Raw genomic sequence first — 24,311 nt, forward strand, 5'->3', positions numbered from 1 at the left:
CGTGATCCACTCGACATGCGGCACGTCGGGGTGTCCCGGCCTGCGGGCACCGCCGGATGCCGCAACCCGAGTCGATCATGTGAAGCCCTGAGGTCGGGCCGGGGTGGTGGGTGGTCACCCACGCCGGACGGGCGCAGAATGGCCCGGTCGAGAGGAGGCGGGACGCCGTGGCGCTGGCGCTCTACCGCAAGTACCGGCCGCGTACCTTCGCCGAGGTCATCGGGCAGGAGCACGTCACCGAGCCGCTGTCGCAGGCGTTGCGTAGCGGCCGGCTCAACCACGCGTACCTCTTCTCCGGCCCGCGCGGCTGCGGCAAGACCTCCAGCGCCCGCATCCTGGCCCGCTCGCTCAACTGTGCGCACGGCCCCACCCCCGAGCCGTGCGGCACCTGCGACTCGTGCCGGGCGCTCGCCACCGACGGCGCCGGCTCGATCGACGTCATCGAGATCGACGCGGCCAGCCACGGCGGCGTCGACGACGCGCGCGAACTGCGCGAGAAGGCGTTCTTCGCGCCGGCCCAGAGCCGCTTCAAGATCTACGTCATCGACGAGGCGCACATGGTCTCGTCGGCCGGCTTCAACGCCCTGCTCAAGCTGGTCGAGGAACCGCCGGAGTACGTCAAGTTCATCTTCGCCACCACCGAGCCGGAGAAGGTCCTCGGCACGATCAAGTCGCGGACCCACCACTACCCCTTCCGGCTGATCCCGCCGAAGATCCTCCGGCCGTACCTGGAACAGCTCTGCCAGGCGGAGGGCGTCCAGGTGGAACCGGCGGTCTTCCCGCTGGTGGTGCGGGCCGGCGGTGGTAGCGCCCGGGACAGCCTCTCCGTGCTCGACCAGCTCATCGCCGGCGCCGGTCCCGAGGGCGTCACCTACGCCCGGGCCGCCGCGCTGCTCGGCGTCACTGACTCCGCGCTGATCGACGAGATGTGCGATGCGCTCGCCGCCGGGGACGGGGCGGCCGCCTACGCCACCGTCGACCGGGTCGCCGAGGCCGGCCACGACCCGCGGCGGTTCGCGTCCGACCTGCTGGAGCGGCTGCGTGACCTGATCGTCCTCCAGCAGGTCCCGGACGCCGTGGCCAAGGGGCTCATCGACGGCCCGGACGACCAGGTCGAGCGGATGACCGCCCAGGCCCAGCGGCTCGGGCCCGGCACCCTGTCCCGGTGCGCCGACATCGTGCACAACGGTCTGGTGGACATGCGCGGCACCACCGCTCCGCGCCTGCTGCTGGAGCTGATCTGCGCCCGCATGCTGCTGCCCGGCGCCGACGACACGACCGGCGGCCTTCTCCAGCGCCTGGAACGCATGGAGCGCCGGCTCACGCTCGCCGGCACCGACGCGCCGCCGGCCGCCGCCGGCTCCGCGCCCGCCGCCGACCCCCAGGGGGTACGCGCGGCGTCTCCCGCCCCGCCCGCGGCTGCCGCCGCGGTCACGACCGACCCCGCCGGCCCGCCGGCGGCTCCCGGCGCCCCGTCCGGGGTGGCCGCCGCCCGCGCCGCCGCCGCGAGTGCCGGTGCCCGTGCCGGGGCGACCGCCCAGCCGGGTGCCGCCGCCGGTGCCCGTGCCGGGGCGACCGCCCACCCGGGTGCGGCCGCCGGCGCCGGTGCCCCTGCCGGGGTGACCGCCCAGCCCGGGGCCGGCGCCGCTGCGGGCGTCGACGGGCCGTCTCCGGTCCACGACGCCCCGACCCACGCCGGTCCGGATGCCGGGGCCGGGCAGGCCGGCAGCGCCGGGTCCAGTGCGGTGGCGGACGTCGCTGCCGACGCCCGGGGTCCTGCCGCGGCGGCTGACTCCGCGGGCGCGGCTCGCCGGGTCCCGCCGTCCGCCGTGATGCCCGACCCGGTGACCCCCGCCCCGCCCCGCCCCGGCGCGGCCGCCCCGGGTGCCCTGGACGCGGTCGCGGTACGTCGGGTCTGGCCTGAGGTCGTCGGCAAGGTCAACCGCACCAACAAGCGGATCGCGGCCCTGATGCGGGACGCGGTCGTCCGCGACCTCGACGGTGACACGCTGGTGCTGACGGTGAAGTCGTCGGTGCTGGCGCGGATGATGTCCGACCACGCCGCGGTGCTCGCCGACGCGCTCTACGAGGAGTTGGGCGGGCGCTGGCAGATCCGCTGCGAGGTTGCCGGTGAGCGGGGCGGGGCGCCGCTCGGCGGCCCCTCCCGTCCGGCCGCCCCGGCCCGGCAGGCCGCCGCCACCCCGGCTGCTCCGAGCTCGGCACCGCTGCCCGCCCCGACCCGCCCGGACAGTGACCGGCCGGCCGGCGGGAGCGGGCCCGGAATCGCCGACGGCGAGGACGAGGACTGGCCCGAACCCGCCCGACCCGGTGGCGCCTCTCCCGCGCCGGTCGCCGCGCCCGCCGAGGCCGTGGAGGACTGGCCGCAGGCGGCGCGCCCGGGTGGCGCGGTGGCCCCGGCTGACCCTGACCCGCCCGTACCGTCGGACGCCGGCGCCGCCCCGGAGGACGCGGGCGGGCCGACCGTTCCGGCTACGCCGGCCGCCGTACCCAGGCCGGCCGGGCCGGCGGTGTCGCAGGCCGGCGCCGCGTCGGTGAGCAGCGCGATCGCCGCCGCCCGCGCGGCGGCGGCCGGGGCCGGCAAGGGGCAGCGTCCCACCCCGGCGGCCCGGCAGACGGCCGATCCGGACTGGGCCGGCGAGCCGCCGTACGACCCGGACTACGACGGTCCGGTGCGCGGTGGCGACACCCCGCCGGCCGCCCCGGTGTACGAGGGGTTCGACCCGGGCGACGAGCCGCTGGACGAGGTGATCGACGAGCGGACGGCCCGGCAGTCCAGCGAGGAGCAGGCGGTACGGCTGCTCCGCGAGGCGTTCGGCGCCGAGAAGATCAACGAGGTCGACGCCCGGTAGTCGGGCCGACGTCCGGTGGACGGGTGATCGACTCCGTGCCGGCGGCATCGCGGTGTCCTGTCGCCCGGAGACCCCGAAGCCGGCGGCGTCGAGTGGATCTCGGCCGGGCGGGAAGCGCCGCGCGGTAGGGGTCAGTCCCAGCGACTAGGCTGGGCGGCGGCCGAGCAGACGAGTGCGAGAAGGAGCCATCCGTGCGCCCAGGTGGACAGCCGAACATGCAGCAGATGCTGAAGCAGGCGCAGAAGATGCAGCAGCAGATCGCCAAGGCGCAGGCCGAGCTCGCCGAGGCGGAGCTGACCGGCACCGCGGGCGGCGGCCTGGTCACCGCGACCGTCGCCGGCACCGGGGAGCTCAAGTCCATCAAGATCGACCCGAAGGCGGTCGACCCGGAGGACGTGGAGACCCTGGAGGACCTGGTGGTCGCGGCTGTGCACAACGCGGCGGAGGCGGCCCGGGAGCTGACCGAGAAGAAGATGGGCCCGGTCGCGGGCGGGATGGGCGGCCTCGGCCTGCCCGGTTTCTGAGCCGCCGATGTACGAGGGCGCCATCCAGGACCTGATCGACGAGCTGGGCCGGCTGCCGGGTGTCGGCCCGAAGAGCGCCCAGCGCATCGCCTTCCACGTCCTGTCCGCGGACCCGGCCGACGTGAACCGGCTGGCCGGCGCGCTGCGCAAGGTCAAGGAGCTGGTGCGGTTCTGCACCAGTTGCTACAACGTCGCCGAGTCCGAGCAGTGCCGGATCTGCCGCGACCCGCGCCGCACCGACGAGGTGCTCTGCGTGGTCGAGGAGCCGAAGGACGTGGTGGCCATCGAGCGGACCGGCGAGTTCCGCGGCCGCTACCACGTGCTCGGTGGTGCCATCAATCCGCTGGAGGGCATCGGCCCCGACAACCTGCGCATTCGGGAGTTGATGACCCGGCTGGGCAGCGGCGCGGTGAAGGAGCTGATCCTCGCCACCGATCCGAACACGGAGGGCGAGGCGACCGCCACGTACCTGGCGCTGATGGTCAAGCCGATGGGCATCGCCGTGACCCGGCTGGCCAGCGGTCTCCCTGTCGGCGGCGACCTGGAGTACGCCGACGAGATCACGCTGGGCCGTGCCTTCGAGGGGCGCCGGGCGGTCTGAGGCGTCGCTGAGCAGGCTCGGCGGGTCTGACACCGAGGGGGCAGAAAGGTCAAGTCGACGTAACAGTTTGGCATCGTGGACGCGGATCGTTCGGCGATGCCGGCTGTTTACCTTCGATTCTTCGGCCAGATCGCAGGCAAGACACGATCCGATACCAACCGTCCACCCGGCAGTTTCGGCACCGTCGACCTGGGAGCTATGGTCACCGCCATCGGTGGCCCCTGTCACCGCGTTGTCCGTACCCCCAAGGACGAGGTGAAGCACCATGCGTGCATCCAGGCCGAAGGCCGCTATCGCGGCTGTCGCGGTCGCGGCCCTCGCGGTAGCCGGCTGCGCCGAGAGCAACCGCGATGATTCTTCCGGCGGTAGCAAGAAGGACACCCTCGTCTTCGGCGTAGCCGGAGACCCGAAGGTGCTCGACCCGAGCTTCGCCAGCGACGGTGAGTCGCTCCGTGTGGCACGTCAGGTCTTCGAGACGCTGGTCCGTCCGGAGGAGGGTGGCACCAAGGTCACCCCCGGTCTGGCCGAGTCCTGGACTCCGGACGCCGCCGGCACCACGTGGACCTTCAAGCTCCGCTCGGGCGTGAAGTTCCACGACGGCACCGACTTCAACGCCGAGGCCGTCTGCAAGAACTTCGACCGCTGGTACAACGCCAAGGGCCTCATGCAGAGCCCGGACGTGACCGCGTACTGGCAGGACGTCATGGGCGGCTTCGCCAAGAACGAGGACGAGACGCTCCCGCCGAGCCTCTTCAAGTCCTGCACCGCCAAGGACGCCACCACCGTCGACCTGAGCTTCACCCGGGTCTCCAGCAAGATCCCGGCCGCGCTGATGCTGCCGTCGTTCTCCATCCACAGCCCGAAGGCGCTGGAGCAGTACGACGCCAGCAACGTCGGTGGCACCGCCGAGGACATCAAGTACCCGGCGTACGCGACGGAGCACCCGACCGGCACCGGCCCGTTCAAGTTCAAGGCCTGGGACGTCGCCAACAAGACGCTCACCATCGAGCGCAACGACGACTACTGGGGCAACAAGGCCAAGCTGAAGACCATCATCTTCAAGACGATCTCGGACGAGAACGCGCGCAAGCAGGCGCTCCGCTCGGGTGACATCCAGGGCTACGACCTGGTCGGCCCGGCGGACGTCGAGCCGCTGAAGAGCGAGGGCTTCAACGTCCTGACCCGTCCGGCGTTCAACATCCTCTACCTGGCGATCAACCAGAACGGGAACCCGAAGCTGAAGGACCTCAAGGTCCGGCAGGCGATCGCGCACGCGCTCAACCGCCAGGCCCTGGTCGACTCGAAGCTGCCCCCGGGCGCCAAGGTCGCGGTGAACTTCATGCCGGACACCGTCGAGGGCTGGAACGGCGACGTCACCAAGTACGAGTACGACGTCAACAAGGCCAAGCAGCTGCTGGCCGAGGCCGGCGCGTCGAACCTGACCCTGCGGTTCCACTACCCGACCGAGGTCACCCGGCCGTACATGCCGAACCCGAAGGACCTGTTCGAGCTGCTCTCGGCGGACCTCCAGGCGGTCGGCATCAAGGTCGAGCCGATCCCGCTGAAGTGGAGCCCGGACTACCTGAACGCCACCACCTCCGGTAACAAGCACGACCTGCACTTCCTCGGGTGGACCGGCGACTACGGCGACGGTTACAACTTCATCGGCACCTTCTTCGACCGGCAGAAGGACGAGTGGGGCTTCAACAACCCCGCCCTCTTCGACCAGTTCAAGGACGCCGACACCACCGCCGACCAGGCGGCCCGGACGGAGAAGTACAAGGCCCTGAACAAGGCCATCATGGACTTCCTGCCGGGTGTCCCGGTGTCGCACTCGCCGCCGGCGATCGTGTTCGGCAAGGACGTGACCGGCATCAAGGCCAGCCCGCTCACCGACGAGCGGTACGCCACCGCCGAGTTCAAGTCCTGATCTGACGCAAGGACCGCGGGCGGGCGCTGTTTCGACAGCGTCCGCCCGCGCCCCTCCCCACCCATTTCGAGGCCACCGTGTTCCGGTTCATCGTCAGACGCCTGCTGCAGCTGATACCGACGCTGTTCGGGCTCTCCCTCCTGCTGTTCATCTGGCTCCGCCGCCTGCCCGGCGGTCCCGAGACCGCCATCCTCGGCGAGCGCGGCACGCCCGAGATGCGCGCGGCGATCCGCCGCAGCATGGGTCTCGACGAGCCGATCCTGGTGCAGTACGGCCGCTTCGTCCGGCGGTTGATCCGGCTCGACCTGGGCACCTCGACCTCGACCAAGCGCTCGGTGGTCAGCGAGTTCCTGGAGCGTTTCCCCGGCACGGTCGAGCTGACCGTCACGGCGCTGGTGATCGCGATCGGGATCGGCATCCCGCTGGGTTACCTGGCCGCCCGCCGCCGGGGTCGGCTCCTCGACCACCTGTCCGTCGGCGGCTCGCTGATCGGGATCTGCATCCCCGTCTTCTTCCTCGCGTACGTGCTCAAGGCGATCTTCTCGGAGAACCTCGGCTGGTTCCCGTCCAGCGGACGCCAGGACCCGACCATCGACGCCACCCGGATCACGAACTTCTTCGTCCTCGACGGGATCCTGACCCGGGAGTGGGACGCCGCCGCCGACGCCATCTGGCACCTCGTGCTGCCGGGCCTCGCGCTGGCCAGCATCCCGCTCGCGGTCATCGTCCGGATCACCCGGGCCAGCGTGCTCGAAGTGATCAACGAGGACTTCGTGCGGACCGCCGAGGCCAAGGGCCTGACCGAGCGGACCGTCCGGGGCCGGCACGTGCTGCGTAACGCCATGCTCCCGGTGGTCACCTCGATCGGTCTGCAGACCGGTCTGCTGCTCTCCGGTGCGGTGCTGACCGAGACCGTCTTCGCGTTCACCGGCATCGGGGCCTTCATCGCCGAGGCGATCAACCAGCGTGACTACCCGGTGCTGTTGGGCTTCATCATGATCATTGCGGTGGTGTACGTGCTGGTGAACCTCCTGGTCGACCTCTCCTACAGCCTGATCGACCCGAGGGTGAGGGTCCGATGACGATCACCACCGGCAGGAAGAAGGAAAAGCTCGACCGGCTCGCCGAACTGGCCGCCCGGGACGACGAGCGCGGCGTCAGCCTCTGGCAGGAGGCGTTCCGGCGGGTGCGCCGCAACCCCGCGGCCATCATCGGCGCGGTGATCCTGACGATCTTCGTCCTGGTCGCGCTGATCGGTCCGTTCCTCGTCCCGTACAGCCCGACCGACACGATCGGCATCCGGGAGGGCCTGATCCGACCGGGTGTCATCCCCGGCCCGGACGGCGACCACTGGCTCGGTTACGACCACCAGGGCCGGGACGAGTTCAGCCGGCTGATCGTCGGCGCCCGGCAGACCCTGCTGGTGGGCGTGGTCTCCACGCTGATCGGTCTGGCCATCGGTGCGCTGATCGGCGGGGTCGCCGGCGCCGCCGCCGGGCTGGGCGGCCGGTGGGGGCGGGCCGTCGACAACGTCCTGATGCGCTTCATCGACATGCTGCTGGCCATGCCGAGCCTGCTGCTCGCGGTGAGCATCGCCGCCCTGCTCGGGGCCAGCCTGACCACCGTGATGATCGCGGTCGGCGTGGTCTCGGTGCCGGTCTTCGCCCGGCTGCTGCGGGGCTCGATGATCGCTCAGGCCAACAGCGACTACGTCCTCGCCGCCACCTCCCTCGGCGTCAAGAAGCCGAAGATCGCGCTGAGCCACGTGGTGCCGAACTCGCTCGCCCCGGTGATCGTGCAGGCCACCCTCACGCTGGCCACCGCGATCATCGAGGCCGCCGCGCTCTCGTTCCTCGGCCTCGGCAACCCGAACACGGCGGTGCCCGAGTGGGGCGTCATGCTCGCCGACGCGCAGCAGTACCTCGGCGTCCGGCCGGGGCTGGCCATCTACCCGGCGGTCGCCATCATCATCACCGCGCTCGGCTTCACCCTGCTCGGTGAGGCGATGCGCGAGGCCCTCGACCCGAAGCTGCGGAAGTAGGTCTGCCATGGCACTGCTCGAAGTGGACGACCTCTCCGTCACCTTCGCCCGGCGCGGTCAGCGCACCGTGCACGCCGTCGACGGGGTCTCGTTCTCCGTCGACGCCGGTGAGGTCGTCGGCCTGGTCGGCGAGTCCGGCTGCGGCAAGAGCGTCACCTCACTGGCGATCATGGGGCTGCTCCCCAAGCAGCCGGGTCTGCGGGTCGGCGGCAAGGCCGTCTTCGACGGCACCGACCTTCTCCAGCTCGACGACCGGTCCCGCCGCGACATCCGCGGTCGCGATGTCGCCATGATCTTCCAGGACCCGCTGTCGTCGCTGAACCCGGTCATCCCCATCGGATTGCAGGTCACCGAGGTGCTCACCCGGCACCGCGGGATGAAGGGCGCGGCGGCGGAGAAGGAGGCGGCCCAGCTGTTGGACCGGGTCGGCATCCCTGACCCGAAGCGTCGCCTGAAGGAGTACCCGCACCAGCTCTCCGGCGGCATGCGGCAGCGTGCCCTGATCGCCATGGCGGTGGCCTGCCGGCCCCGCCTGCTGATCGCGGACGAGCCGACCACCGCGCTGGACGTCACCATCCAGGCGCAGATCCTGGAGCTGCTCAAGGAGCTGGTCCGGGACTCGGGCACCGCGCTGGTGATGATCACGCACGACCTGGGTGTGGTCGCCGGCATGTGCGACACCATCAACGTGCTCTACGCGGGCCGGGTGGTGGAGACGGCACGACGGCGTCCGCTGTTCCGGGAGCCGCGGCACCCGTACACCGTGGGTCTGCTCGGTTCGGTGCCGCGCCTCGACGGCGGGCGCGGTGAGCGACTGACCCCGATCCCCGGCTCGGTGCGCGACGTGCTGTCGTGGCCGGACGGGTGTGCGTTCGCCCCGCGCTGCTCCCGGCGGATCGACGCCTGCCTGGGTGAACCGCCGGCGGTGGTGCTCACCCATGACGGCCGCAGCTACCGGTGCATCAACCCGGCGCCGCTGCCCGGGATGACGCCGGCCGAGGAGATCGTGGGCGCGGTGCCGTCGGACGCCGAGCCCGGCTCGGTGCCGGCGCAGGCCGTCCCGAACGACCCGCCGGCGGTGCCGGGCCTCGGTCCCGCCCCGCGCGAGGAGGAGACAGCGTGACGGACAACGACATCCTCGTCGAGGTACGCGACCTGAAGGTGCACTTCCCGATCAAGCGGGGGGTGATCTTCGACCGCACCGTCGGCCACGTCAAGGCCGTGGACGGTGTCGACCTGCGGATCCCGCGCGGGAAGACGTACGGCCTGGTGGGCGAGTCCGGCTGCGGCAAGTCGACGCTCGGCCGGGCGCTGCTCCAGCTGACCCCGCCCACCGACGGCGAGGTGGTCTTCGACGGCGTCGAGCTTACGAAGCTGCCGGCGGGCAGGCTGCGGTCGATGCGCCGCCGGATGCAGATGATCTTCCAGGACCCGATGTCCAGCCTGGATCCCCGGCAGAACGTCGAGTCGATCCTCACCGAGGGCCTCCACACCCACGGGATCGGCGGCAACCGGGACGAGCGGCGGAAGATCATCGGCGAGACGCTCGACAAGGTGGGCCTGCCCCGCTGGGCGCTCTCCCGCTACCCGCACGAGTTCTCCGGCGGGCAGCGGCAGCGCATCGGCATCGCCCGGGCGTTGGTGCTCGGGCCCGAACTGATCGTCGCCGACGAGCCGGTCTCCGCGCTCGACGTCTCGATCCAGGCCCAGGTGGTCAACCTCCTCGACGAACTCCAGGAGAGCCTCGGCCTGACCTACCTGGTGATCGCCCACGACCTGGCCGTCGTCCGGCACATCTCCGACACCGTCGGCGTGATGTACCTGGGGGCGCTGGTGGAGGAGGCGCCGAGCGACCGGCTCTACACCGAGCCGCTGCACCCGTACACGCGGGCGCTGATGTCGGCGGTGCCGGTTCCCGACCCGGACGTCGAGGACCGCCGGGAGCGGATCCTGCTCGCGGGTGATCTGCCCTCGCCGGCCAACCCGCCGGCGGGCTGCCGGTTCCACACCCGCTGCCCGTGGGCGCAGCCGACCCGCTGCGCCGACGAGCGGCCGGCGTTGCGTGAGATCGGTGGCAGCCGGGTGGCCTGTCACTGGGCCGAGCAGATCGCCAGCGGCGAACTCCGCCCGCACAAGGTCGAGGTGCAGATCACCCGCCCGCTCGACGAGGGCGAGGACCCGCACACCGTGTCGGCACCCAGCGAGCCCGGCTCGTACGTCTGAGTGGAAGGAAGGGCCCCTTCTTAACGCCTGGCGTATAGGAAGGGGCCCTTCCTAACACCTGTGTGTCAGCCTTCGGGACGGTGCAGCAGGGCGACCGCGATCGTGTGCACGGCGTCCAGCCCGGTGGGCTCGGCCAGGGCGGCCCGCCCGCCGGTCACCGCGTACCACTCGTCCGCCTCCCGATACTGAACCCTGAGCGTGACCTGGCCGTCGGCGTACTCCGTGCGGAGCGTCAGTTCGCCGGTGACCACGCCGACCTCGTCGGTCATCACCCCGCCCGGGCCCGGGACGATGTCGGCCATGCGGGCCTGCGGCCCGGCGGCCGGACTGCCGGCGTCGGCGCTCATCCCGGCGCCCGGCGTGCCTCCGCCCGGGGCGCCGGTGGTGTCCGCGCTCATGCCGGCACCGGGCACCGCGGTGCCGGCGTTGCCGTCCGCCGCCATGCCGGCGGTGGTCGAGGTCGGGTCGCCTCCGGTCACGGCTTGCTCGCCCATGTGCAGCCCTCCAGCATCTCGGCCAGGGCGGCCTTCTCGGCACTGGTCACCGTGAGCCGCCAGTGGTGCTTGACCGTGACCCAGCTCTCCGCGTAGCGGCACCAGTACGACCGGTTCGCCGGCCTCCACTGGGACGGATCCTGATCACCCTTTGCCCGGTTGGAGGTGCGCGAAACCGCGATGAGCTGCGGCAGTTCGGTGTCGTTGGCGAAGTCGCCCCGCTTCGCGTCGGTCCACTCGTCGGCGCCGGAGCGCCAGGCGTTGGCGAGCGGCACCATGTGATCGACATCCACGTCGGACGGATCGGTGAGGACGCGGCCGTCGTACACGCTCTCCCAACGCCCGGCCACGACGTTGCAGCCGGAGAGCTTGATGTCCTCACCGTCGCGCTTGAGCACCGTGTCCCGCACGTCGCAGTTCTTGCCGGTCTCCCGCCAGTGTGGGAAGTGGTCGCGGCTGTAGCCCCGCATCGAGCCGGCGCCGGCCACCGTCAGCTCGGCCAGCTTCTCCACGGCGCTCCCGCCGTCGCTGGTCGGCGTCGTGTCGGGTTCCGGGACCGGCGCGCAGGCGGTCACGCCGAGCGCCAGCGCCGCCGCGAGCGCCGCGGCGGCTCGCGGTCCTGATCTGGTACGCACAGACGACACCTCTCCAGCTTGGGGGCTCCCGGCGATCCCGCACAGTACCCGGGGAAGGTTTCGGCGTTTCGTGGCGTCTCGCACATCGTGCAGGGCAGATTGGGTGCCATGACGGCACCCGCGCTCCGGATGGGCACCGCCTCGGGGCGGGGCACGCTGCTCGCGGCGTTCCTCGCCTCCGGCATGGTCTTCCTGGACAGCACCGTGGTCAACGTGGCGCTGCCCCGGCTCGGCGCGGACCTCGACGCCACCGTGTCCGGTCTCCAGTGGACGATCAACGGTTACGCGCTGATGCTGGCCGCCTTCGTCCTGCTCGGCGGCGCGCTCGGCGACCGCTTCGGTCGGCGGCGGATCTTCCTGCTCGGGGTGGCGTGGTTCACCGTCGCCTCGCTCCTGTGCGGGCTGGCCCAGGACACCGGGCAACTGGTCGCCGCCCGGTTCCTCCAGGGCGCCGGTGGGGCACTGCTGACCCCGGGCTCGCTGTCGGTGCTGCAGGCCAGCTTCCACCCGGACGACCGGGGTAAGGCGATCGGCGCGTGGTCGGGGCTCTCCGGGGTCTCCACCGCGCTCGGCCCGTTCGTCGGCGGCTGGCTGATCGACGCGCTCTCCTGGCGGTGGATCTTCTTTCTCAACGTGCCGCTGGCGGCGCTGGTGGTGCTGGCCGCGATGCGCTGGGTGCCGGAGAGCCGGGACGAGGACACGTCGCGTACGGCGGGGGCGGGCCGGCGACGCCGCCGGTTCGACGTGCTCGGGGCGCTGCTCGGCGCGACCGCACTGGCCGGGGTCACGTACGCCCTGATCGACGCGCCCGCCCGGGGCTTCGACTCCGCCCCGGTCCTGGTGGCGGCGGCGGTCGGGGTGCTCGGCGCGGTCGCCTTCGTCCTGCTGGAACGGCGTAGGGGCGACACCGCGATGCTGCCGACCGGGCTGTTCACCAGCCGGCTCTTCTCGGCGTTGAACGTCTTCACCGTGGTGGTCTACGCGGCACTCGGTGGGTTCACCTTCTTCCTCGCCGTCTACCTCCAGAACGTAGTCGGCTGGTCGGCGTTCCTCACCGGGCTCGCGCTGCTGCCGATGACGGTCCTGCTGCTGGTCGGGTCACCACGCGCCGGTGCCCTGTCGGCGCGGATCGGGCCGCGGCTGCCGCTGACCGTCGGGCCGGCGGTCGCCGCCGCCGGGTTGCTGCTGCTGCGGGGGGTCGGGCCGGGTGCCTCGTACTGGCGGGACGTCCTGCCCGGCGTGGCGATCTTCGGTCTGGGGCTGACCCTGGTGGTGGCACCCCTGACCGCCTCGGTGCTGGCCGCCGTCGAGGACCGTTTCGCCGGGGTGGCGAGCGGCTTCAACAACGCGGCCTCCCGCGCCGGTGGGCTGCTCGCGGTCGCCGCGCTACCGCTGCTGGTCGGCCTCTCCGGCACCGGGTACGAGCAGTCGGCCGAGCTGAGCGGCGCGTACCGGGCCGCGATGCTCTGGTGCGCGGGGCTGACGATCGCGGGCGCCGCGCTGGCCGCCCTGCTCGTCCACCGCCCGCCGCGCGAGGCGCCGCCCTCCCAGCCGTGCCACTCCCTGCCTGCCGCCACCCCGCCCAAGCGTTAAGAAGGGCCCCTTGTACAACGCCAGGCGTTAACAAGGGGCCCTTCCTTGCGCGTCAGCGGGCGCGGTTGACTGCGCTGGTCACCGCCTTGATGGTCGCGGTGACGATGTTGGCGTCCACACCGACGCCCCAGACCGTGCGGCCGTCGACCTCGCACTCCACGTACGCCGCCGCCTGGGCGTCGCCGCCGGAGGACAGGGCGTGCTCGTGGTAGTCGAGCACGCGGACGTTGACGCCGAGCGCCTGCAGCGCGTTGACGTACGCGTCGACCGGACCGTTGCCCACCGCGGTGATGGCACGCTGCTCGCCGCCGTGGACGACGCGGGCCTCGATCTCGACCTTGCCCTCGATGGTGCCGATCGCGTAGTCGGCCAGCGTGACGGCGGGGTCGGTCTGGTGGTCGACCAGGTACTGCCCGGCGAAGATCTCCCACATGGCCTGCGGGTCGACCTCGCCACCGTCGCTGTCGGTGACCTGCTGGACCACCCCGGAGAACTCGATCTGGAGCCGGCGCGGCAGGTCGAGCTGGTGCTCGCTCTTCATGATGTACGCGACGCCGCCCTTGCCGGACTGCGAGTTGACCCGGATGACCGCCTCGTAGGTGCGGCCCAGGTCCTTCGGGTCGATCGGCAGGTACGGCACCGCCCACGGTTGCTCGTCGACCGGCACGCCGACCGCCGCCGCGTCCACCGCCAGGGCGTCGAAGCCCTTCTTGATCGCGTCCTGGTGGGAGCCGGAGAAGGCGGTGTAGACCAGGTCGCCGGCGTAGGGGTGGCGCTCGTGCACGGGCAGCTGGTTGCAGTACTCGACGGCCCGCTTGATCTCGTCGATGTTCGAGAAGTCGATCATCGGGTCGATGCCGTGGGAGAACAGGTTCAACCCCAGCGTCACCAGGTCCACGTTGCCGGTGCGCTCACCGTTGCCGAACAGGCAGCCCTCGATCCGGTCGGCGCCGGCCAGCAGGCCCAGCTCGGCGGCGGCCACGCCGGTCCCGCGGTCGTTGTGCGGGTGCAGGCTGAGCACCAGGCTGTCCCGGCGGGGCAGGTGCCGGTGCATCCACTCGATCGAGTCGGCGTACACGTTCGGCATGGCCATCTCGACCGTCGCCGGCAGGTTGACGATCAGCTTGCGGTCCGGCGTCGGGTCGGCGACCTCGATGACCTTCGCGCAGACCTCCAGCGCGTAGTCCAGTTCGGTGCCGGTGTACGACTCCGGCGAGTACTCGTAGTGGATCTCGGTGTCCGGGGTGTGGATCTCGGCGTACTTCTGGCAGAGCCGGGCGCCGGTGGTGGCGATGTCGGTGATGCCGTCGCGGTCCAGCCCGAACACCACGCGGCGCTGGAGCGTGGAGGTCGAGTTGTAGAAGTGCACGATGGCCCGCTTCGCGCCGCGCAGCGACTCGAAGGTGCGCTCGATCAGGTGCTCCCGGCACTGGGTCAGCACCTGGATGGTGACGTCCTCGGGGATCAGGTCCTGCTCGATGAGCTGGCGTACGAAGTCGTAGTCGGTCTGGCTCGCCGAGGGGAAGCCGACCTCGATCTCCTTGTAGCCCATCTGCACCAGGAGCTGGAACATCCGCCGCTTGCGCTCCGGCGACATCGGGTCGATCAGGGCCTGGTTGCCGTCCCGCAGGTCGACGGCGCACCAGCGCGGCGCGGTCTCGACGTGCCGGGTGGGCCAGGTGCGGTCCGGCAGGTCGATGCGGAACTGCTGCTGGTACGGCTGGTAACGCCGGTGCGGCATGCGGCTGGGCCGCTGCCGGGCGATCGGATCGGTCTCAGCGTCGGTGGTGCCGGCTGGGTGAGCCATGGCGGAGTGCTCCCGTGGTCATGTGACGTCAGCAGTCAGAGGTCGGCGACGGTGCCGAGTCGGCGACGGTGCCGAAGAGAAAGATCGGTGAGTGCTGGGCGGCGCGGTTCGACTCCGCGACGAGGTGCCGGCCGTCAGGCCTCGTCGCGGCAACCAAGGAGGAGGTACGCCTGCCACATGACGAAGTCACCCTACGTGGTGGGCTGCTCCATGGGAAGGCTGGTCCGGTCTATGAGACGGAGTTCGCAGTGGCGTCGGTCAGCAGCAGGTCGGTGACCGGATGGCGGCGGCGCAGGCCGGTCTCCGAGTCCAGCAGGTCGGCGGGGAGGCTGAGCGGGTCACCGAGCCGGCCGACGGCGACCACCACGGTGGGGTGCACGTCGCCGGGCAGGTCCAGGTCGGCGGTGAGGCCGGCCCGGTCCAGGTCGCGCAGTTGGCAGACGTGCAGCCCGAGGGCGGTCGCCTGTACGGTCAGGTGCGCGACCGCGTGGCCGAGGTCGTAGGGCGCACAGCCGGTCGGGTCGGCCTGCGGCGTGAGGTGCGCCGCCAGCAGCAGGACCGATGCGCGGCCGGCCCACCGCTGGTCGCGCGCCGGCAGGTTCACCATGATCCGCTTCCACGTCTCGTCGTCGCGCCGGCCGACGGCGAAGCGCCAGGGTTGCCGGTTGGCCGCCGACGGTGCCCATCGGGCGGCCTCCAGCAGGACGCCGACCTCGGCCGGGCTGAGGTCGGCGCCGGGGTCGAACGACCGGGGGCTCCAGCGGAACGCGAGTAGCGGAGTGAGGTCGGGCATGGGAGACAGCGTCCCGTATGGCCGATTTGCGGGTGCGGGCGGTGGGGTCTGAATGTGGGCAAACGCACCCGTAACGGATTGCCGCCTAGACCGTTCCGGCGGTCGGTTCGGGCGCGGCCGTGCCCAGTGGTTCCCCCTCGGTCACCGGTCCCGCGAGTTGCACGGTGGCCGGGCCGGGCGCCGGCGGGCCGGCCAGCGTCAGCGTTCCCGAGGCGGTGTGGACGGCGGTGGGCGTCCCGTCGGCGTCGTAGCAGTAGATCCCGACGTCCAGCGGCGCGTTGATCGACGCGGACGTCGTCTCGACCGAGTAGCACGTCCCGGTGGCGCCGGGCGGCGGCTGCGCCGGGGACACGGACAGCGGCGACCGGCGGTCGGTCAGCACGTCCAGCCAGTCGGTGAAGGGGTGCTGCACCCGGGGGTCCAGGCGGCGCGGCAGGGCGTCGTCGGAGTCGCCGACGCGTACGCAGCCCGCCGCCTCCGGCCGCGCGGCGGACGGCAGGGCGCACTGGAACAGGCCGTCGGCGGTCGCGGCGAGTGAGACGTCCACCCCGCCGCCCAGCGCGCCGCCGGGCACGTCGACCCGCCAGCTGCCGTCACCGGCGGTGGTGACCAGGATCGTGCGGTCCGGACCGTCCGTGCCGCGCAGCGTGTAGCTGGCAACCAGGTGGCGGTCCTGCGCCGCCGCCGCGAGGGCGGCCAGCTCGTCCCGCGCCGCGTCCGCACCGGCCGCCGCCGTCGGAGGCGCCGTCGGTGTCGGTGGGCCGGCGGCCGGCTGGTCGGCGGTGCAGGAGACCAGGAGCGCCGGCAGGGCCAGCGCGAGCGGGCCGGTGAGCCGCCGGGTCGGCGGCACCGCCGGGAGCCGGGCGGGTACGGCCGGACGAAGGTGGGCGGGCACCCGCCCATTCTCGGGTGCGCCGCCCGTGTCCGGTGCCCCGCCGCCCGGGCGGAGGCCGGCGTGTCGTACCCCACCGGGTGCCGGCGTCCGGGCCGGATGGTGGGATCACCCGACCCCGCCGATCCGCCCGCCCGATAGGCTGAGGGCGTCTGACATGCGCCGCCGGCCCTCACCCGGCGGCGTCGGCACGCTCAGGGTCACTGGGAGGGAGTGCACCGTCGTGGCACTCGTGGTGCAGAAGTACGGCGGGTCCTCCGTCGCCAACGCCGAGCGGATCAAGCGGGTGGCCGAGCGGATCGTCGCGGCCCGCAAGGCCGGCGACGACGTCGTGGTGGTGGTCTCCGCGATGGGGGACACCACGGACGAGCTGCTCGACCTCGCCAACCAGGTCAGCCCGCTGCCGCCGGGCCGCGAGCTGGACATGCTGCTCACCGCCGGGGAGCGCATCTCCATGGCGCTGCTCGCCATGGCGATCCACAACCTGGGGTACGAGGCCCGCTCGTTCACCGGCTCGCAGGCCGGCGTGATCACCACGTCGGTGCACGGCCGGGCACGGATCATCGACGTCACGCCCGGGCGCCTCAAGGGAGCGCTCGACGAGGGCGCCGTGGTCATCGTCGCCGGGTTCCAGGGCGTCTCCCAGGACACCAAGGACGTCACCACCCTGGGCCGCGGTGGTTCGGACACCACGGCCGTCGCGCTGGCCGCCGCGCTCCACGCGGACGTCTGCGAGATCTACACCGACGTCGACGGCGTCTTCACCGCCGACCCGCGGATCGTGTCGAACGCGCGGCACATCAGGCAGATCACGTACGAGGAGATGCTGGAGCTGGCCGCCTGCGGCGCCAAGGTGCTGCACCTGCGGAGCGTGGAGTACGCCCGCCGGGCGGGGTTGCCGATCCACGTCCGTTCGTCATACTCGACCAACACCGGCACGATGGTCACCGGATCGATGGAGGACCTTCCCGTGGAACAGGCGCTGATCACCGGGGTCGCCCACGACCGCAGCGAAGCCAAGATCACGATCGTCGGCGTGCCCGACGAGCCGGGTGCGGCCGCGCGGATCTTCGACACCGTCGCCGGGGCGGAGATCAACATCGACATGATCGTGCAGAACGTGTCCACCGAGGGCACCGGCCGCACGGACATCTCGTTCACGCTGCCCAAGACCGACGGCCCCACCGCCATGGCCGCGCTCAGCAAGATCCAGGACGTGGTGAAGTTCAAGGGCCTGCTCTACGACGACCACGTCGGCAAGGTCTCGCTGATCGGCGCCGGCATGCGCTCGCACCCCGGCGTGGCCGCCGGGTTCTTCGCCGCCCTCGGCCAGGCCGGCGTCAACATCGAGATGATCTCCACGTCGGAGATCCGGGTGTCCGTGGTCTGCCGCGACACCGACCTGGACGCGGCGGTACGCGCCATCCACGAAGCCTTCGACCTCGGCGGCGACACCGAGGCGGTCGTGTACGCGGGGACCGGGCGGTAGTCCCGTGACGTCGCTGCCCACCCTGGCCGTGGTCGGGGCGACGGGTGCCGTCGGCACGGTGATGTGCGAGCTGCTCACCGGGCGGAGGAACGTCTGGGGCGAGATCCGGCTCATCGCCTCCGCCCGCTCGGTCGGGCGGGTGCTCCGGTGCCGGGGCGAGGACCTGACCGTCCAGGCCCTGACGCCGGAGGCGTTCGACGGCGTCGACGTCGCGATGTTCGACGTGCCGGACGAGGTGTCGGCCGAATGGGCCCCGGTGGCTGTCAGCCGGGGCGCGGTCGCGGTCGACAACTCCGGCGCGTTCCGGATGGACCCCGACGTTCCGCTGGTCGTGCCCGAGATCAACCCCGAGCAGGTCCGCAACCGGCCGAAGGGCATCATCGCCAACGCGAACTGCACGACGCTCGCCATGATCGTCGCGGTCGCGCCGCTGCACCGCGAGTACGGCCTGCGCGAGCTGGTGCTGGCGTCGTACCAGGCGGTTTCCGGGGCCGGGCAGGCCGGCGTGGACGCCCTGCACACCCAGCTCACCAAGATCGCCGGCGACCGGGTGCTCGGCTCCCGCCCCGGCGACGTGCGGCAGGCGGTCGGCGACGAGTTGGGCCCGTTCCCGGCGCCGCTCGCGCTGAACGTGGTGCCCTGGGCCGGCTCGGTGGCCGACGGCGGCTGGTCGTCGGAGGAGATGAAGCTGCGCAACGAGTCGCGCAAGATCCTCGGCCTGCCCGACCTCAAGGTGTCCGCCACCTCGGTCCGCGTACCCGTGGTGACCGGGCACTCGGTGGCCGTGCACGCGGTCTTCGCCACCGAGGTGGATGCGGAGGGCGCCCGGGAGGTGCTGCGCAACGCGCCGGGCGTGATCCTGGTCGACGATCCCGCGGCCGGTGAGTTCCCGATGCCGATCGACGCGGTCGGCACCGACCCGTCCTGGGTCGGTCGCATCCGCCGCGCCCTCGACGACCCCCGCGCCCTCGACTTCTTCGTCACGGGCGACAACCTCCGCAAGGGCGCGGCCCTGAACACGGCCCAGATCGCCGAACTCCTCGCCGCCGAATTCACCCGGGGCTGACGGCCACCGCAAGCGTCCGCCGAAAAGCGGTCGCCGGCTCCCCAGCCGGTTGTTAGCGTCGGTCGACGCGGTGCTCGTCGACCGCCGTCATCTGCCGGCCTAGCCTGAGGAGTCGCACCCAGTGCGTCTGACCTGTCCGCCACCGATGCGCGACGGTGAAATCGTGATCCGGCCGCACAAGCCTGCGGACCTGGACGCCTTCGCGCGTTTCCTGACCGACCCCGACGCCACCCGGTACATGGCGTTCACGCCGGAGCAGAAGTCGATCGAGGGCGCGAGGGCCATGCTCGACTACGTCATGTCGTCGTACGGCACCGAAGACGAGGTTGTGTCCCTGACCATCGCCGACGCGTCCGACGACAAGTACCTCGGCTCGGTGGGCGCCGCCCCGACGGAGACTCCCGGCGTGGTGGAGGTCTACTTCACCGTCCTGCCGTCCCGGCAGGGCCGGGGAGTGGCGACCCGGGCGGCGACCCTGCTGCTGGACCACCTCGTCGCCCAGCCCGGCGTACGGGAAATCCGCGCTGACGCCATTCCGGAGAACCGCCCGTCGATCCAGGTGCTGGAGAAGCTGGGCTTCCAGCCGGCCGGTCGGATCGATCGGGAGGCACAGGGAGGGGACCTCGCGCACGTGGCGATGTCGGGAGTTCGCCGGACCCTGGACCCTGAGCGGTGGCGGGCCGCCCGGCGCGGATCCGGCAGCTGACCCGGGCGGCGGACGCAAGCGGTAACCGACCGGGGCGCGGGGCGAAATCGATACCCTGTCGGCGGCTTGCGCCGCGCGTCGACCTAGTGTCCTGTCTCCCGGATCTTCACCGGCCTGCGGCGGACCCAGACGGCGCCCGGCCGCGTTGGTGATCCGCCCGGATACAACACCGGCATCCGGGCGGATCACCGCCTTGCCGGACCGCCGCCTGGGCCTCGCCTCGGCTCGACCGAGGACTTCGACCCAGGCCCTAGTCTAGGCGGCGGATAGGTGGACGCCGTCGCGGCCCTCGCGCTTGACGCGGTAGAGGGCCTGGTCGGCTCGGCGGAGGGTCAGGTCGGGAGATTCGCCGGGGCGGGGCAGGGCGACGCCGACGCTGATCGTCCGACCGATACGCCGGGCCGCCTCGGTGAGCCGCTCGGCGATCCGGACGGCCTCCTCCGGGCGGTTCACCTCGATCACCGCCACGAACTCGTCGCCGCCGATCCGGTACAGCTCGTCCCCGTGCCGCAGCGCCCCCTCCAGCGCCCGCGCCAGCCCGACGAGCACACGGTCGCCGGCCTGGTGGCCGTACGTGTCGTTGACGTTCTTGAAGCCGTCCACGTCGATCGCGAGCAGGGCCGTACGGCCGGGGGTCGCCGCGGCGATGCGCTGGCCGAACGGCCCGGTGTGCCGCAACCCGGTCAGCGGGTCGGAGCTGGCCTGCTCGCGCAGTCGGGCCAGGGTGCGCAGCCGGTCCAGGGCGTTCCAGGCCTGCCCGGCGAGCAGTTCCACCAGGTTCACCGTCGTCGGGTCGGGGCGCAGCAGCCGTTCGTCGGCGACCAGCAGCAGCCCGCCGCCGTCGGACGGGCCGACCGGCACCGCCACCAGGGTGCGTGCTCCGGCGCGGGTCAGCGGGGCATGGTCGTCGGTGGGCGGGTGCCCGGCCTCGCCGAGGGTGTAGCCGGCGCCGTACCGGTGGGCGAGGCTGATCATGCGGCCGAGCGTTTCGGGGCCGGCCTCCGCCAGCTCCGCCCGGATGCGGGACTCCAGGTCGCCCGGCGCGGCGGTCGGCGCGCCGAGCCGGGGGCCCTGCCGGCCGGCCAGCACCAGGACGGCGGCGGAGAGGGTGGAGACGTCCCTCGCGGCGGTGATCGCGGCGTGCATCAGGTCCCACTCGGTGGGCGCCGAACTCAGCGCGGCGGCGTGCCGGAGCAGCTTCTCGCTGCGGCTCTCCGCCGGCGGGCCGCCGAGTGCGACGATCCGCGCGCCGAGCCGGCCCGCCAGGCGTTCGGCGGTGTCCCGCCAGGCCACCAGGTCCGCCGGTTCGCTCCACTGGAGGTCGAGCACGCCGATGGGCCGGCCCGCCGGATCGAGGACCGGTACGCAGACCTCGCTGGTGACGTCGGGGCGTACCGGGATGTAGTCCGGGTCCGCCGCGACGTCGGGGACGACGGCGGTGCGTCCGGACGCGTAGACCCGCCCGACGATGCCGGTGTCCGGCGGGACGGTCGAGTAGACCTGCCAGGAGCCGGTCGCCGCGACGCAGCGGAGCCCGTCGTGGAGCTGGAGGAGCACCGAGATGGTGGCCGGGGCGTGCCGGGCCAGCGCGGTGACGGTCCACTGGCACGCCTCGGCCGCGGTCGACGCCATCGGCAGGCGGACCGTGACGTCACGGATGACTCGCTGATGATCCACTCGTACGTCGTCCCAGGTCGGCAGCGGGCCCGGCCGTCGCCGGGTCACGCGATCAAGCGTAACCAGCGCGCGGTGACGTGCGGATTCTTCGTACACACGTGCTATCCACAGGGTGTGGACGGGGCCTGTGTGTTCACTGCGGCCGGGCCCCGGGCGGTGCGCCGTGGCGATAGCGTGGGGATCCCGGTCGAGTGGAGGTCCGATGCTCATCGCCCAGCTCAGTGACCCGCACCTGACCACCGGCGTGCTCGCCGCCGAGCCGGCCACCGGGCTGCACCGGGCCCTCGGCCGGGTCCTCGCGCTGAACCCCCGGCCGGACTGCGTGGTCATCACCGGCGACCTGGTGGACCGGGGCCGCCCCGACGAGTACGCGGCCCTGCGCGAGATCATCGGGCGGTTCCCGCTTCCGGTTCATCTCGTCGCGGGCAACCACGACGACCGGGAGTCCCTGCTCGACGCGTTCGGCGGTACGCCGTGGCTGGGCGGGGGCTTCTCCGCGTACTACCACGTCGACCACCCGGAGGCGACCGTCGTGGTGCTGGACTCGCTCGTCCCGGGAGCGGGCGGCGGCCGGATCGGCCCGGAGCAGCTCGGCTGGCTGGACGGTGTGCTCGCCGGGCGGCCCGAGGTGCCGGCGGTGGTCTGCCTCCACCACCCGCCGGTGACCGTCGGCATTCCGGCCGCCGACGCGGTCGGGCTCGCCGACGCGGACGCGCTGGCCGAGGTGATCGGCCGGCACCCCCACGTGGTCCGCGTCACCGCCGGACATCTGCACCGGCCGGTGACGGCCGGCTTCGCCGGTACGGTGCTCACCACCGCGCCGAGCACGTGGCGGCAGAGCTCGCTCGCCCTCAGCCCGGACGAGCAGATCGGTTGGGTCACCGAGCCCACCGCGCTGCTGCTGCACCGGCTCGACGGCGCCGCCTGCGTCACGCATCTCGTGCAGGTCAGCCACGCCGCCGGGACGACGTGCAGCTTCTGATGTGGACCGGCCGGCGGCCATTCGCCGGTCATGTCGGACTCGTCCGTCCGTCGTGTCCGGGCAATCCGCCGTACCCGCAGCTCTGATGTGCTGCTCCGGTCGACTGGCGGCGGTTCCCGGTGAGAGGCTGTGACCGACGCCGGCGGCGGTCCCCCACCGCCGCCACCCGCGACCGAACCTGCCGACGGCGCGGCACGGCCCGGCGCGACCCATCGCCCGGGCGTCCGCGCCGCTTCCCACGAGGAGATCCATGTCCATCCCCGGGATGCGTCGGGCCGCCATCGGTCTGACCGCGCTCGCCGTGACCGCGTTCGGCGCGGTCGCGACCACCCCCGACCAGGCGGACGCCGGACCGAAGCCGGTCGACGTCACCCTGCTCGCCCTGAACGACTTCCACGGCCACCTCGAACCGCCGAGCGGGTCCAGCGGCACCATCGCCGGCCAGCCCGCCGGCGGTGTCGAATACCTCGCCACCCACCTCGCCGAGCTGCGCGAGGCCAGCAAGAAGAAGAACACCATCACCGTCGCCGCCGGTGACCTGATCGGCGCCTCGCCGCTGCTGTCGGCCGCGTTCCACGACGAGCCCGCCATCGAGGCGCTGACCCTCGCGGGCCTCGACTACGCGAGTGTCGGCAACCACGAGTTCGACGAGGGCTCCGACGAGCTGCTGCGCATCCAGAACGGCGGCTGCCACCCGGTCGACGGCTGCGCCGACGGTACGCCGTACGAGGGTGCCGGCTTCCAGTACCTGTCCGCGAACGCGTTCGTGGACGAGACGCAGCAGCCGCTGCTGCCGCCGTACGCCATCCACAAGGTCCAGGGCGTCAAGGTCGGCTTCATCGGGATGACCCTGGAGGGCACCCCGGAGATCGTCAGCCCGCAGGGCGTCGCCGGCCTCACCTTCACCGACGAGGCGCAGACCGCCAACCGGTACGCCCGCGAGCTGCGCCGCAAGGGTGTGGAGACCATCGTCGTGCTGCTGCACGAGGGCGGCACCCAGGCCGGCGCCGGCGGCATCAACGACTGCGTCGACTTCACCGGCCCGGTGGTCGACATCGCCAACCGGATGGACCCGTCGATCGACGTCATCGTCAGCGGGCACACCCACCAGGCGTACAACTGCGAGGTCAACAACAAGCTGGTCACCAGCGCCAGCTCGTTCGGCCGTCTGGTCACCGACATCGACCTGAAGATCGACCGGCGCACCGGTGACGTGCTGACCGCGACCGCCGAGAACGTCGTGGTCACCCGCGACGTCGCCAAGGACCCGGCGCAGACCGCGCTGATCGACCGCTACAAGGCCGTCCTCGGCCCGGTGGCCGGCCGGCAGGTGGGCACCACCACCGAGGCGATCACCCGGACGCAGGAGACCCTCTTCGGTACGACCCGGGCCGAGTCCCCGTTGGGCAACCTGATCGCCGACGCGCAGCTCTGGGCCACCGACGACGAGCAGAACGCCGTCGCCGCCTTCATGAACCCCGGTGGTGTCCGCGCCGACCTCGACGCCGGCCCGGTCACCTACGAGGAGGCGTTCACGGTGCAGCCGTTCGCCAACAACCTGGTGACGCTCGACCTCACCGGCGCGCAGCTGTACTGCCTGCTGGAGCAGCAGTTCGTCACCGGCCGGGTCCTGTACCCGTCGTCGACCGTCCGCTACGTGGTCGACCCGGACGGCACCACCGCCCCGGCCGCCGACCCGTGCGCCGGCACCCGCGTGGTCCGGGGCAGCCTCGCCTTCGGCGGGGTGCCGGTCGAGACCGGCGCCACCTACCGGGTCACGGTGAACAACTTCCTGGCCGGTGGTGGTGATGGCTTCAGCGTCCTCACCGGCGGGACCAACCAGGTCACCGGCCAGATCGACCTGGACGCGTTCGTGGCGTACCTGACCGCGAACTCTCCGGTGTCCGGCCCGGCGCTGGACCGGATCCGCCTCACCACCGAGGCACCCGCCGCCTGACAGCGGTCGAATCACGCCACGGGCCCCGGAG

The 24,311-nt window shown here is 72.3% G+C and carries 20 protein-coding genes; 14 read left to right on the top strand and 6 right to left on the bottom strand.

The features are described 5' to 3' along the window. The first annotated feature begins 167 nt into the window (after window positions 1-167). From GKC29_RS05760 to GKC29_RS05795, 8 genes are all read left to right on the top strand, one after another. A complete protein-coding gene (locus GKC29_RS05760; RefSeq protein ID WP_155329821.1) occupies window positions 168-2,870 on the top strand; it encodes a DNA polymerase III subunit gamma and tau in 2,703 nt (900 codons plus the stop codon). Between the two features lie 215 nt (window positions 2,871-3,085). Then, complete coding sequence (locus GKC29_RS05765) at window positions 3,086-3,394, top strand: YbaB/EbfC family nucleoid-associated protein (RefSeq protein WP_230689043.1); 309 nt, start codon at window positions 3,086-3,088, stop codon at window positions 3,392-3,394. 7 nt (window positions 3,395-3,401) lie between these two features. Next, the gene (gene recR / locus GKC29_RS05770) at window positions 3,402-3,995 is read left to right on the top strand and encodes a recombination mediator RecR (protein WP_155329823.1); all 594 of its coding nucleotides are present in this window, start codon (window positions 3,402-3,404) and stop codon (window positions 3,993-3,995) included. A 265-nt stretch (window positions 3,996-4,260) separates the two neighbouring features. Then, on the top strand, window positions 4,261-5,925 hold the full coding sequence (locus tag GKC29_RS05775; protein WP_155329824.1) for an ABC transporter substrate-binding protein: 1,665 nt from the start codon (window positions 4,261-4,263) through the stop codon (window positions 5,923-5,925). A gap of 77 nt (window positions 5,926-6,002) precedes the next feature. Then, complete coding sequence (locus tag GKC29_RS05780) at window positions 6,003-7,007, top strand: ABC transporter permease (RefSeq protein ID WP_155329825.1); 1,005 nt, start codon at window positions 6,003-6,005, stop codon at window positions 7,005-7,007. Continuing rightward, on the top strand, window positions 7,004-7,966 hold the full coding sequence (locus GKC29_RS05785) for an ABC transporter permease (protein ID WP_155329826.1): 963 nt from the start codon (window positions 7,004-7,006) through the stop codon (window positions 7,964-7,966). The genes GKC29_RS05780 and GKC29_RS05785 overlap by 4 nt, the downstream gene beginning before the upstream one ends. A 7-nt stretch (window positions 7,967-7,973) precedes the next feature. Next, entirely contained in the window at window positions 7,974-9,089 is a 1,116-nt protein-coding gene (locus GKC29_RS05790; RefSeq protein WP_155329827.1) for an ABC transporter ATP-binding protein, read from the top strand. After that, window positions 9,086-10,189, top strand: coding sequence for an ABC transporter ATP-binding protein (locus GKC29_RS05795; protein ID WP_155329828.1), 1,104 nt, complete (start codon window positions 9,086-9,088; stop codon window positions 10,187-10,189). Before GKC29_RS05790 ends, GKC29_RS05795 begins: the two co-directional genes overlap by 4 nt. A gap of 65 nt (window positions 10,190-10,254) precedes the next feature. Here GKC29_RS05795 and GKC29_RS05800 read toward each other — a convergent pair whose 3' ends face one another. Together GKC29_RS05800 and GKC29_RS05805 are read right to left on the bottom strand one after the other, a co-directional pair. After that, complete coding sequence (locus GKC29_RS05800; RefSeq protein WP_155329829.1) at window positions 10,255-10,683, bottom strand: hypothetical protein; 429 nt, start codon at window positions 10,681-10,683, stop codon at window positions 10,255-10,257. Beyond that, window positions 10,665-11,327 (bottom strand): HNH endonuclease family protein, encoded by a 663-nt coding sequence (locus GKC29_RS05805; protein WP_196255821.1) that lies wholly within the window; start codon window positions 11,325-11,327, stop codon window positions 10,665-10,667. The genes GKC29_RS05800 and GKC29_RS05805 overlap by 19 nt, the downstream gene beginning before the upstream one ends. Before the next feature lie 99 nt (window positions 11,328-11,426). On the opposite strand from GKC29_RS05805, the gene GKC29_RS05810 reads away from it, so the two are divergent. Next, window positions 11,427-12,911: an MFS transporter gene (locus GKC29_RS05810; RefSeq protein WP_155329830.1), complete on the top strand. Its 1,485-nt coding sequence runs from the start codon at window positions 11,427-11,429 to the stop codon at window positions 12,909-12,911. A gap of 52 nt (window positions 12,912-12,963) precedes the next feature. Here the strand turns inward: GKC29_RS05810 and leuA are convergent, their stop codons facing one another. The 3 genes from leuA to GKC29_RS05825 all read right to left on the bottom strand — a co-directional run bounded on the left by leuA (window position 12,964) and on the right by GKC29_RS05825 (window position 16,406). Continuing rightward, window positions 12,964-14,718, bottom strand: coding sequence for a 2-isopropylmalate synthase (gene leuA, locus GKC29_RS05815; protein ID WP_155329831.1), 1,755 nt, complete (start codon window positions 14,716-14,718; stop codon window positions 12,964-12,966). A 229-nt stretch (window positions 14,719-14,947) separates the two neighbouring features. After that, window positions 14,948-15,511: a nitroreductase family protein gene (locus GKC29_RS05820; protein ID WP_155329832.1), complete on the bottom strand. Its 564-nt coding sequence runs from the start codon at window positions 15,509-15,511 to the stop codon at window positions 14,948-14,950. An 85-nt stretch (window positions 15,512-15,596) separates the two neighbouring features. Continuing rightward, a complete protein-coding gene (locus GKC29_RS05825) occupies window positions 15,597-16,406 on the bottom strand; it encodes a hypothetical protein (protein WP_230688934.1) in 810 nt (269 codons plus the stop codon). Between the two features lie 220 nt (window positions 16,407-16,626). Between GKC29_RS05825 and GKC29_RS05830 the strand changes: the two genes are divergently transcribed. The 3 genes from GKC29_RS05830 to GKC29_RS05840 all read left to right on the top strand — a co-directional run bounded on the left by GKC29_RS05830 (window position 16,627) and on the right by GKC29_RS05840 (window position 19,664). Further along, on the top strand, window positions 16,627-17,892 hold the full coding sequence (locus tag GKC29_RS05830) for an aspartate kinase (RefSeq protein WP_155329833.1): 1,266 nt from the start codon (window positions 16,627-16,629) through the stop codon (window positions 17,890-17,892). Window positions 17,893-17,896: 4 nt separating this feature from the next. Beyond that, a complete protein-coding gene (locus tag GKC29_RS05835) occupies window positions 17,897-18,958 on the top strand; it encodes an aspartate-semialdehyde dehydrogenase (RefSeq protein WP_155329834.1) in 1,062 nt (353 codons plus the stop codon). 163 nt (window positions 18,959-19,121) lie between these two features. After that, complete coding sequence (locus tag GKC29_RS05840; protein WP_230688935.1) at window positions 19,122-19,664, top strand: GNAT family N-acetyltransferase; 543 nt, start codon at window positions 19,122-19,124, stop codon at window positions 19,662-19,664. A 255-nt stretch (window positions 19,665-19,919) separates the two neighbouring features. Here GKC29_RS05840 and GKC29_RS05845 read toward each other — a convergent pair whose 3' ends face one another. Further along, window positions 19,920-21,296 carry a diguanylate cyclase gene (locus tag GKC29_RS05845; RefSeq protein ID WP_370463353.1) on the bottom strand — a complete coding sequence of 459 codons (1,377 nt, stop codon included), beginning with the start codon at window positions 21,294-21,296 and terminating at the stop codon, window positions 19,920-19,922. 247 nt (window positions 21,297-21,543) lie between these two features. Between GKC29_RS05845 and GKC29_RS05850 the strand changes: the two genes are divergently transcribed. Together GKC29_RS05850 and GKC29_RS05855 are read left to right on the top strand one after the other, a co-directional pair. Continuing rightward, window positions 21,544-22,323 carry a phosphodiesterase gene (locus GKC29_RS05850; RefSeq protein ID WP_155329835.1) on the top strand — a complete coding sequence of 260 codons (780 nt, stop codon included), beginning with the start codon at window positions 21,544-21,546 and terminating at the stop codon, window positions 22,321-22,323. 250 nt (window positions 22,324-22,573) lie between these two features. Beyond that, the gene (locus GKC29_RS05855; RefSeq protein ID WP_155329836.1) at window positions 22,574-24,280 is read left to right on the top strand and encodes a bifunctional UDP-sugar hydrolase/5'-nucleotidase; all 1,707 of its coding nucleotides are present in this window, start codon (window positions 22,574-22,576) and stop codon (window positions 24,278-24,280) included. The last annotated feature ends 31 nt before the right edge of the window (window positions 24,281-24,311 follow it).

The organism is Micromonospora sp. WMMC415, from assembly GCF_009707425.1.
In the GTDB taxonomy this organism is placed as follows: domain Bacteria; phylum Actinomycetota; class Actinomycetes; order Mycobacteriales; family Micromonosporaceae; genus Micromonospora.

What these genes read in the sequence shown, in the direction of transcription:
- GKC29_RS05800 (WP_155329829.1), bottom strand. Translation starts at nt 10,683, where the DNA reads ATGGGCGAGCAAGCCGTGACCGGAGGCGACCCGACCTCGACCACCGCC.
- recR (WP_155329823.1), top strand. Translation starts at nt 3,402, where the DNA reads ATGTACGAGGGCGCCATCCAGGACCTGATCGACGAGCTGGGCCGGCTG.
- GKC29_RS05765 (WP_230689043.1), top strand. Translation starts at nt 3,086, where the DNA reads ATGCAGCAGATGCTGAAGCAGGCGCAGAAGATGCAGCAGCAGATCGCC.
- leuA (WP_155329831.1), bottom strand. Translation starts at nt 14,718, where the DNA reads ATGGCTCACCCAGCCGGCACCACCGACGCTGAGACCGATCCGATCGCC.
- GKC29_RS05845 (WP_370463353.1), bottom strand. Translation starts at nt 21,296, where the DNA reads ATGGCGTCGACCGCGGCCGAGGCGTGCCAGTGGACCGTCACCGCGCTG.
- GKC29_RS05810 (WP_155329830.1), top strand. Translation starts at nt 11,427, where the DNA reads ATGACGGCACCCGCGCTCCGGATGGGCACCGCCTCGGGGCGGGGCACG.
- GKC29_RS05785 (WP_155329826.1), top strand. Translation starts at nt 7,004, where the DNA reads ATGACGATCACCACCGGCAGGAAGAAGGAAAAGCTCGACCGGCTCGCC.
- GKC29_RS05850 (WP_155329835.1), top strand. Translation starts at nt 21,544, where the DNA reads ATGCTCATCGCCCAGCTCAGTGACCCGCACCTGACCACCGGCGTGCTC.
- GKC29_RS05775 (WP_155329824.1), top strand. Translation starts at nt 4,261, where the DNA reads ATGCGTGCATCCAGGCCGAAGGCCGCTATCGCGGCTGTCGCGGTCGCG.
- GKC29_RS05820 (WP_155329832.1), bottom strand. Translation starts at nt 15,511, where the DNA reads ATGCCCGACCTCACTCCGCTACTCGCGTTCCGCTGGAGCCCCCGGTCG.
- GKC29_RS05855 (WP_155329836.1), top strand. Translation starts at nt 22,574, where the DNA reads ATGTCCATCCCCGGGATGCGTCGGGCCGCCATCGGTCTGACCGCGCTC.
- GKC29_RS05790 (WP_155329827.1), top strand. Translation starts at nt 7,974, where the DNA reads ATGGCACTGCTCGAAGTGGACGACCTCTCCGTCACCTTCGCCCGGCGC.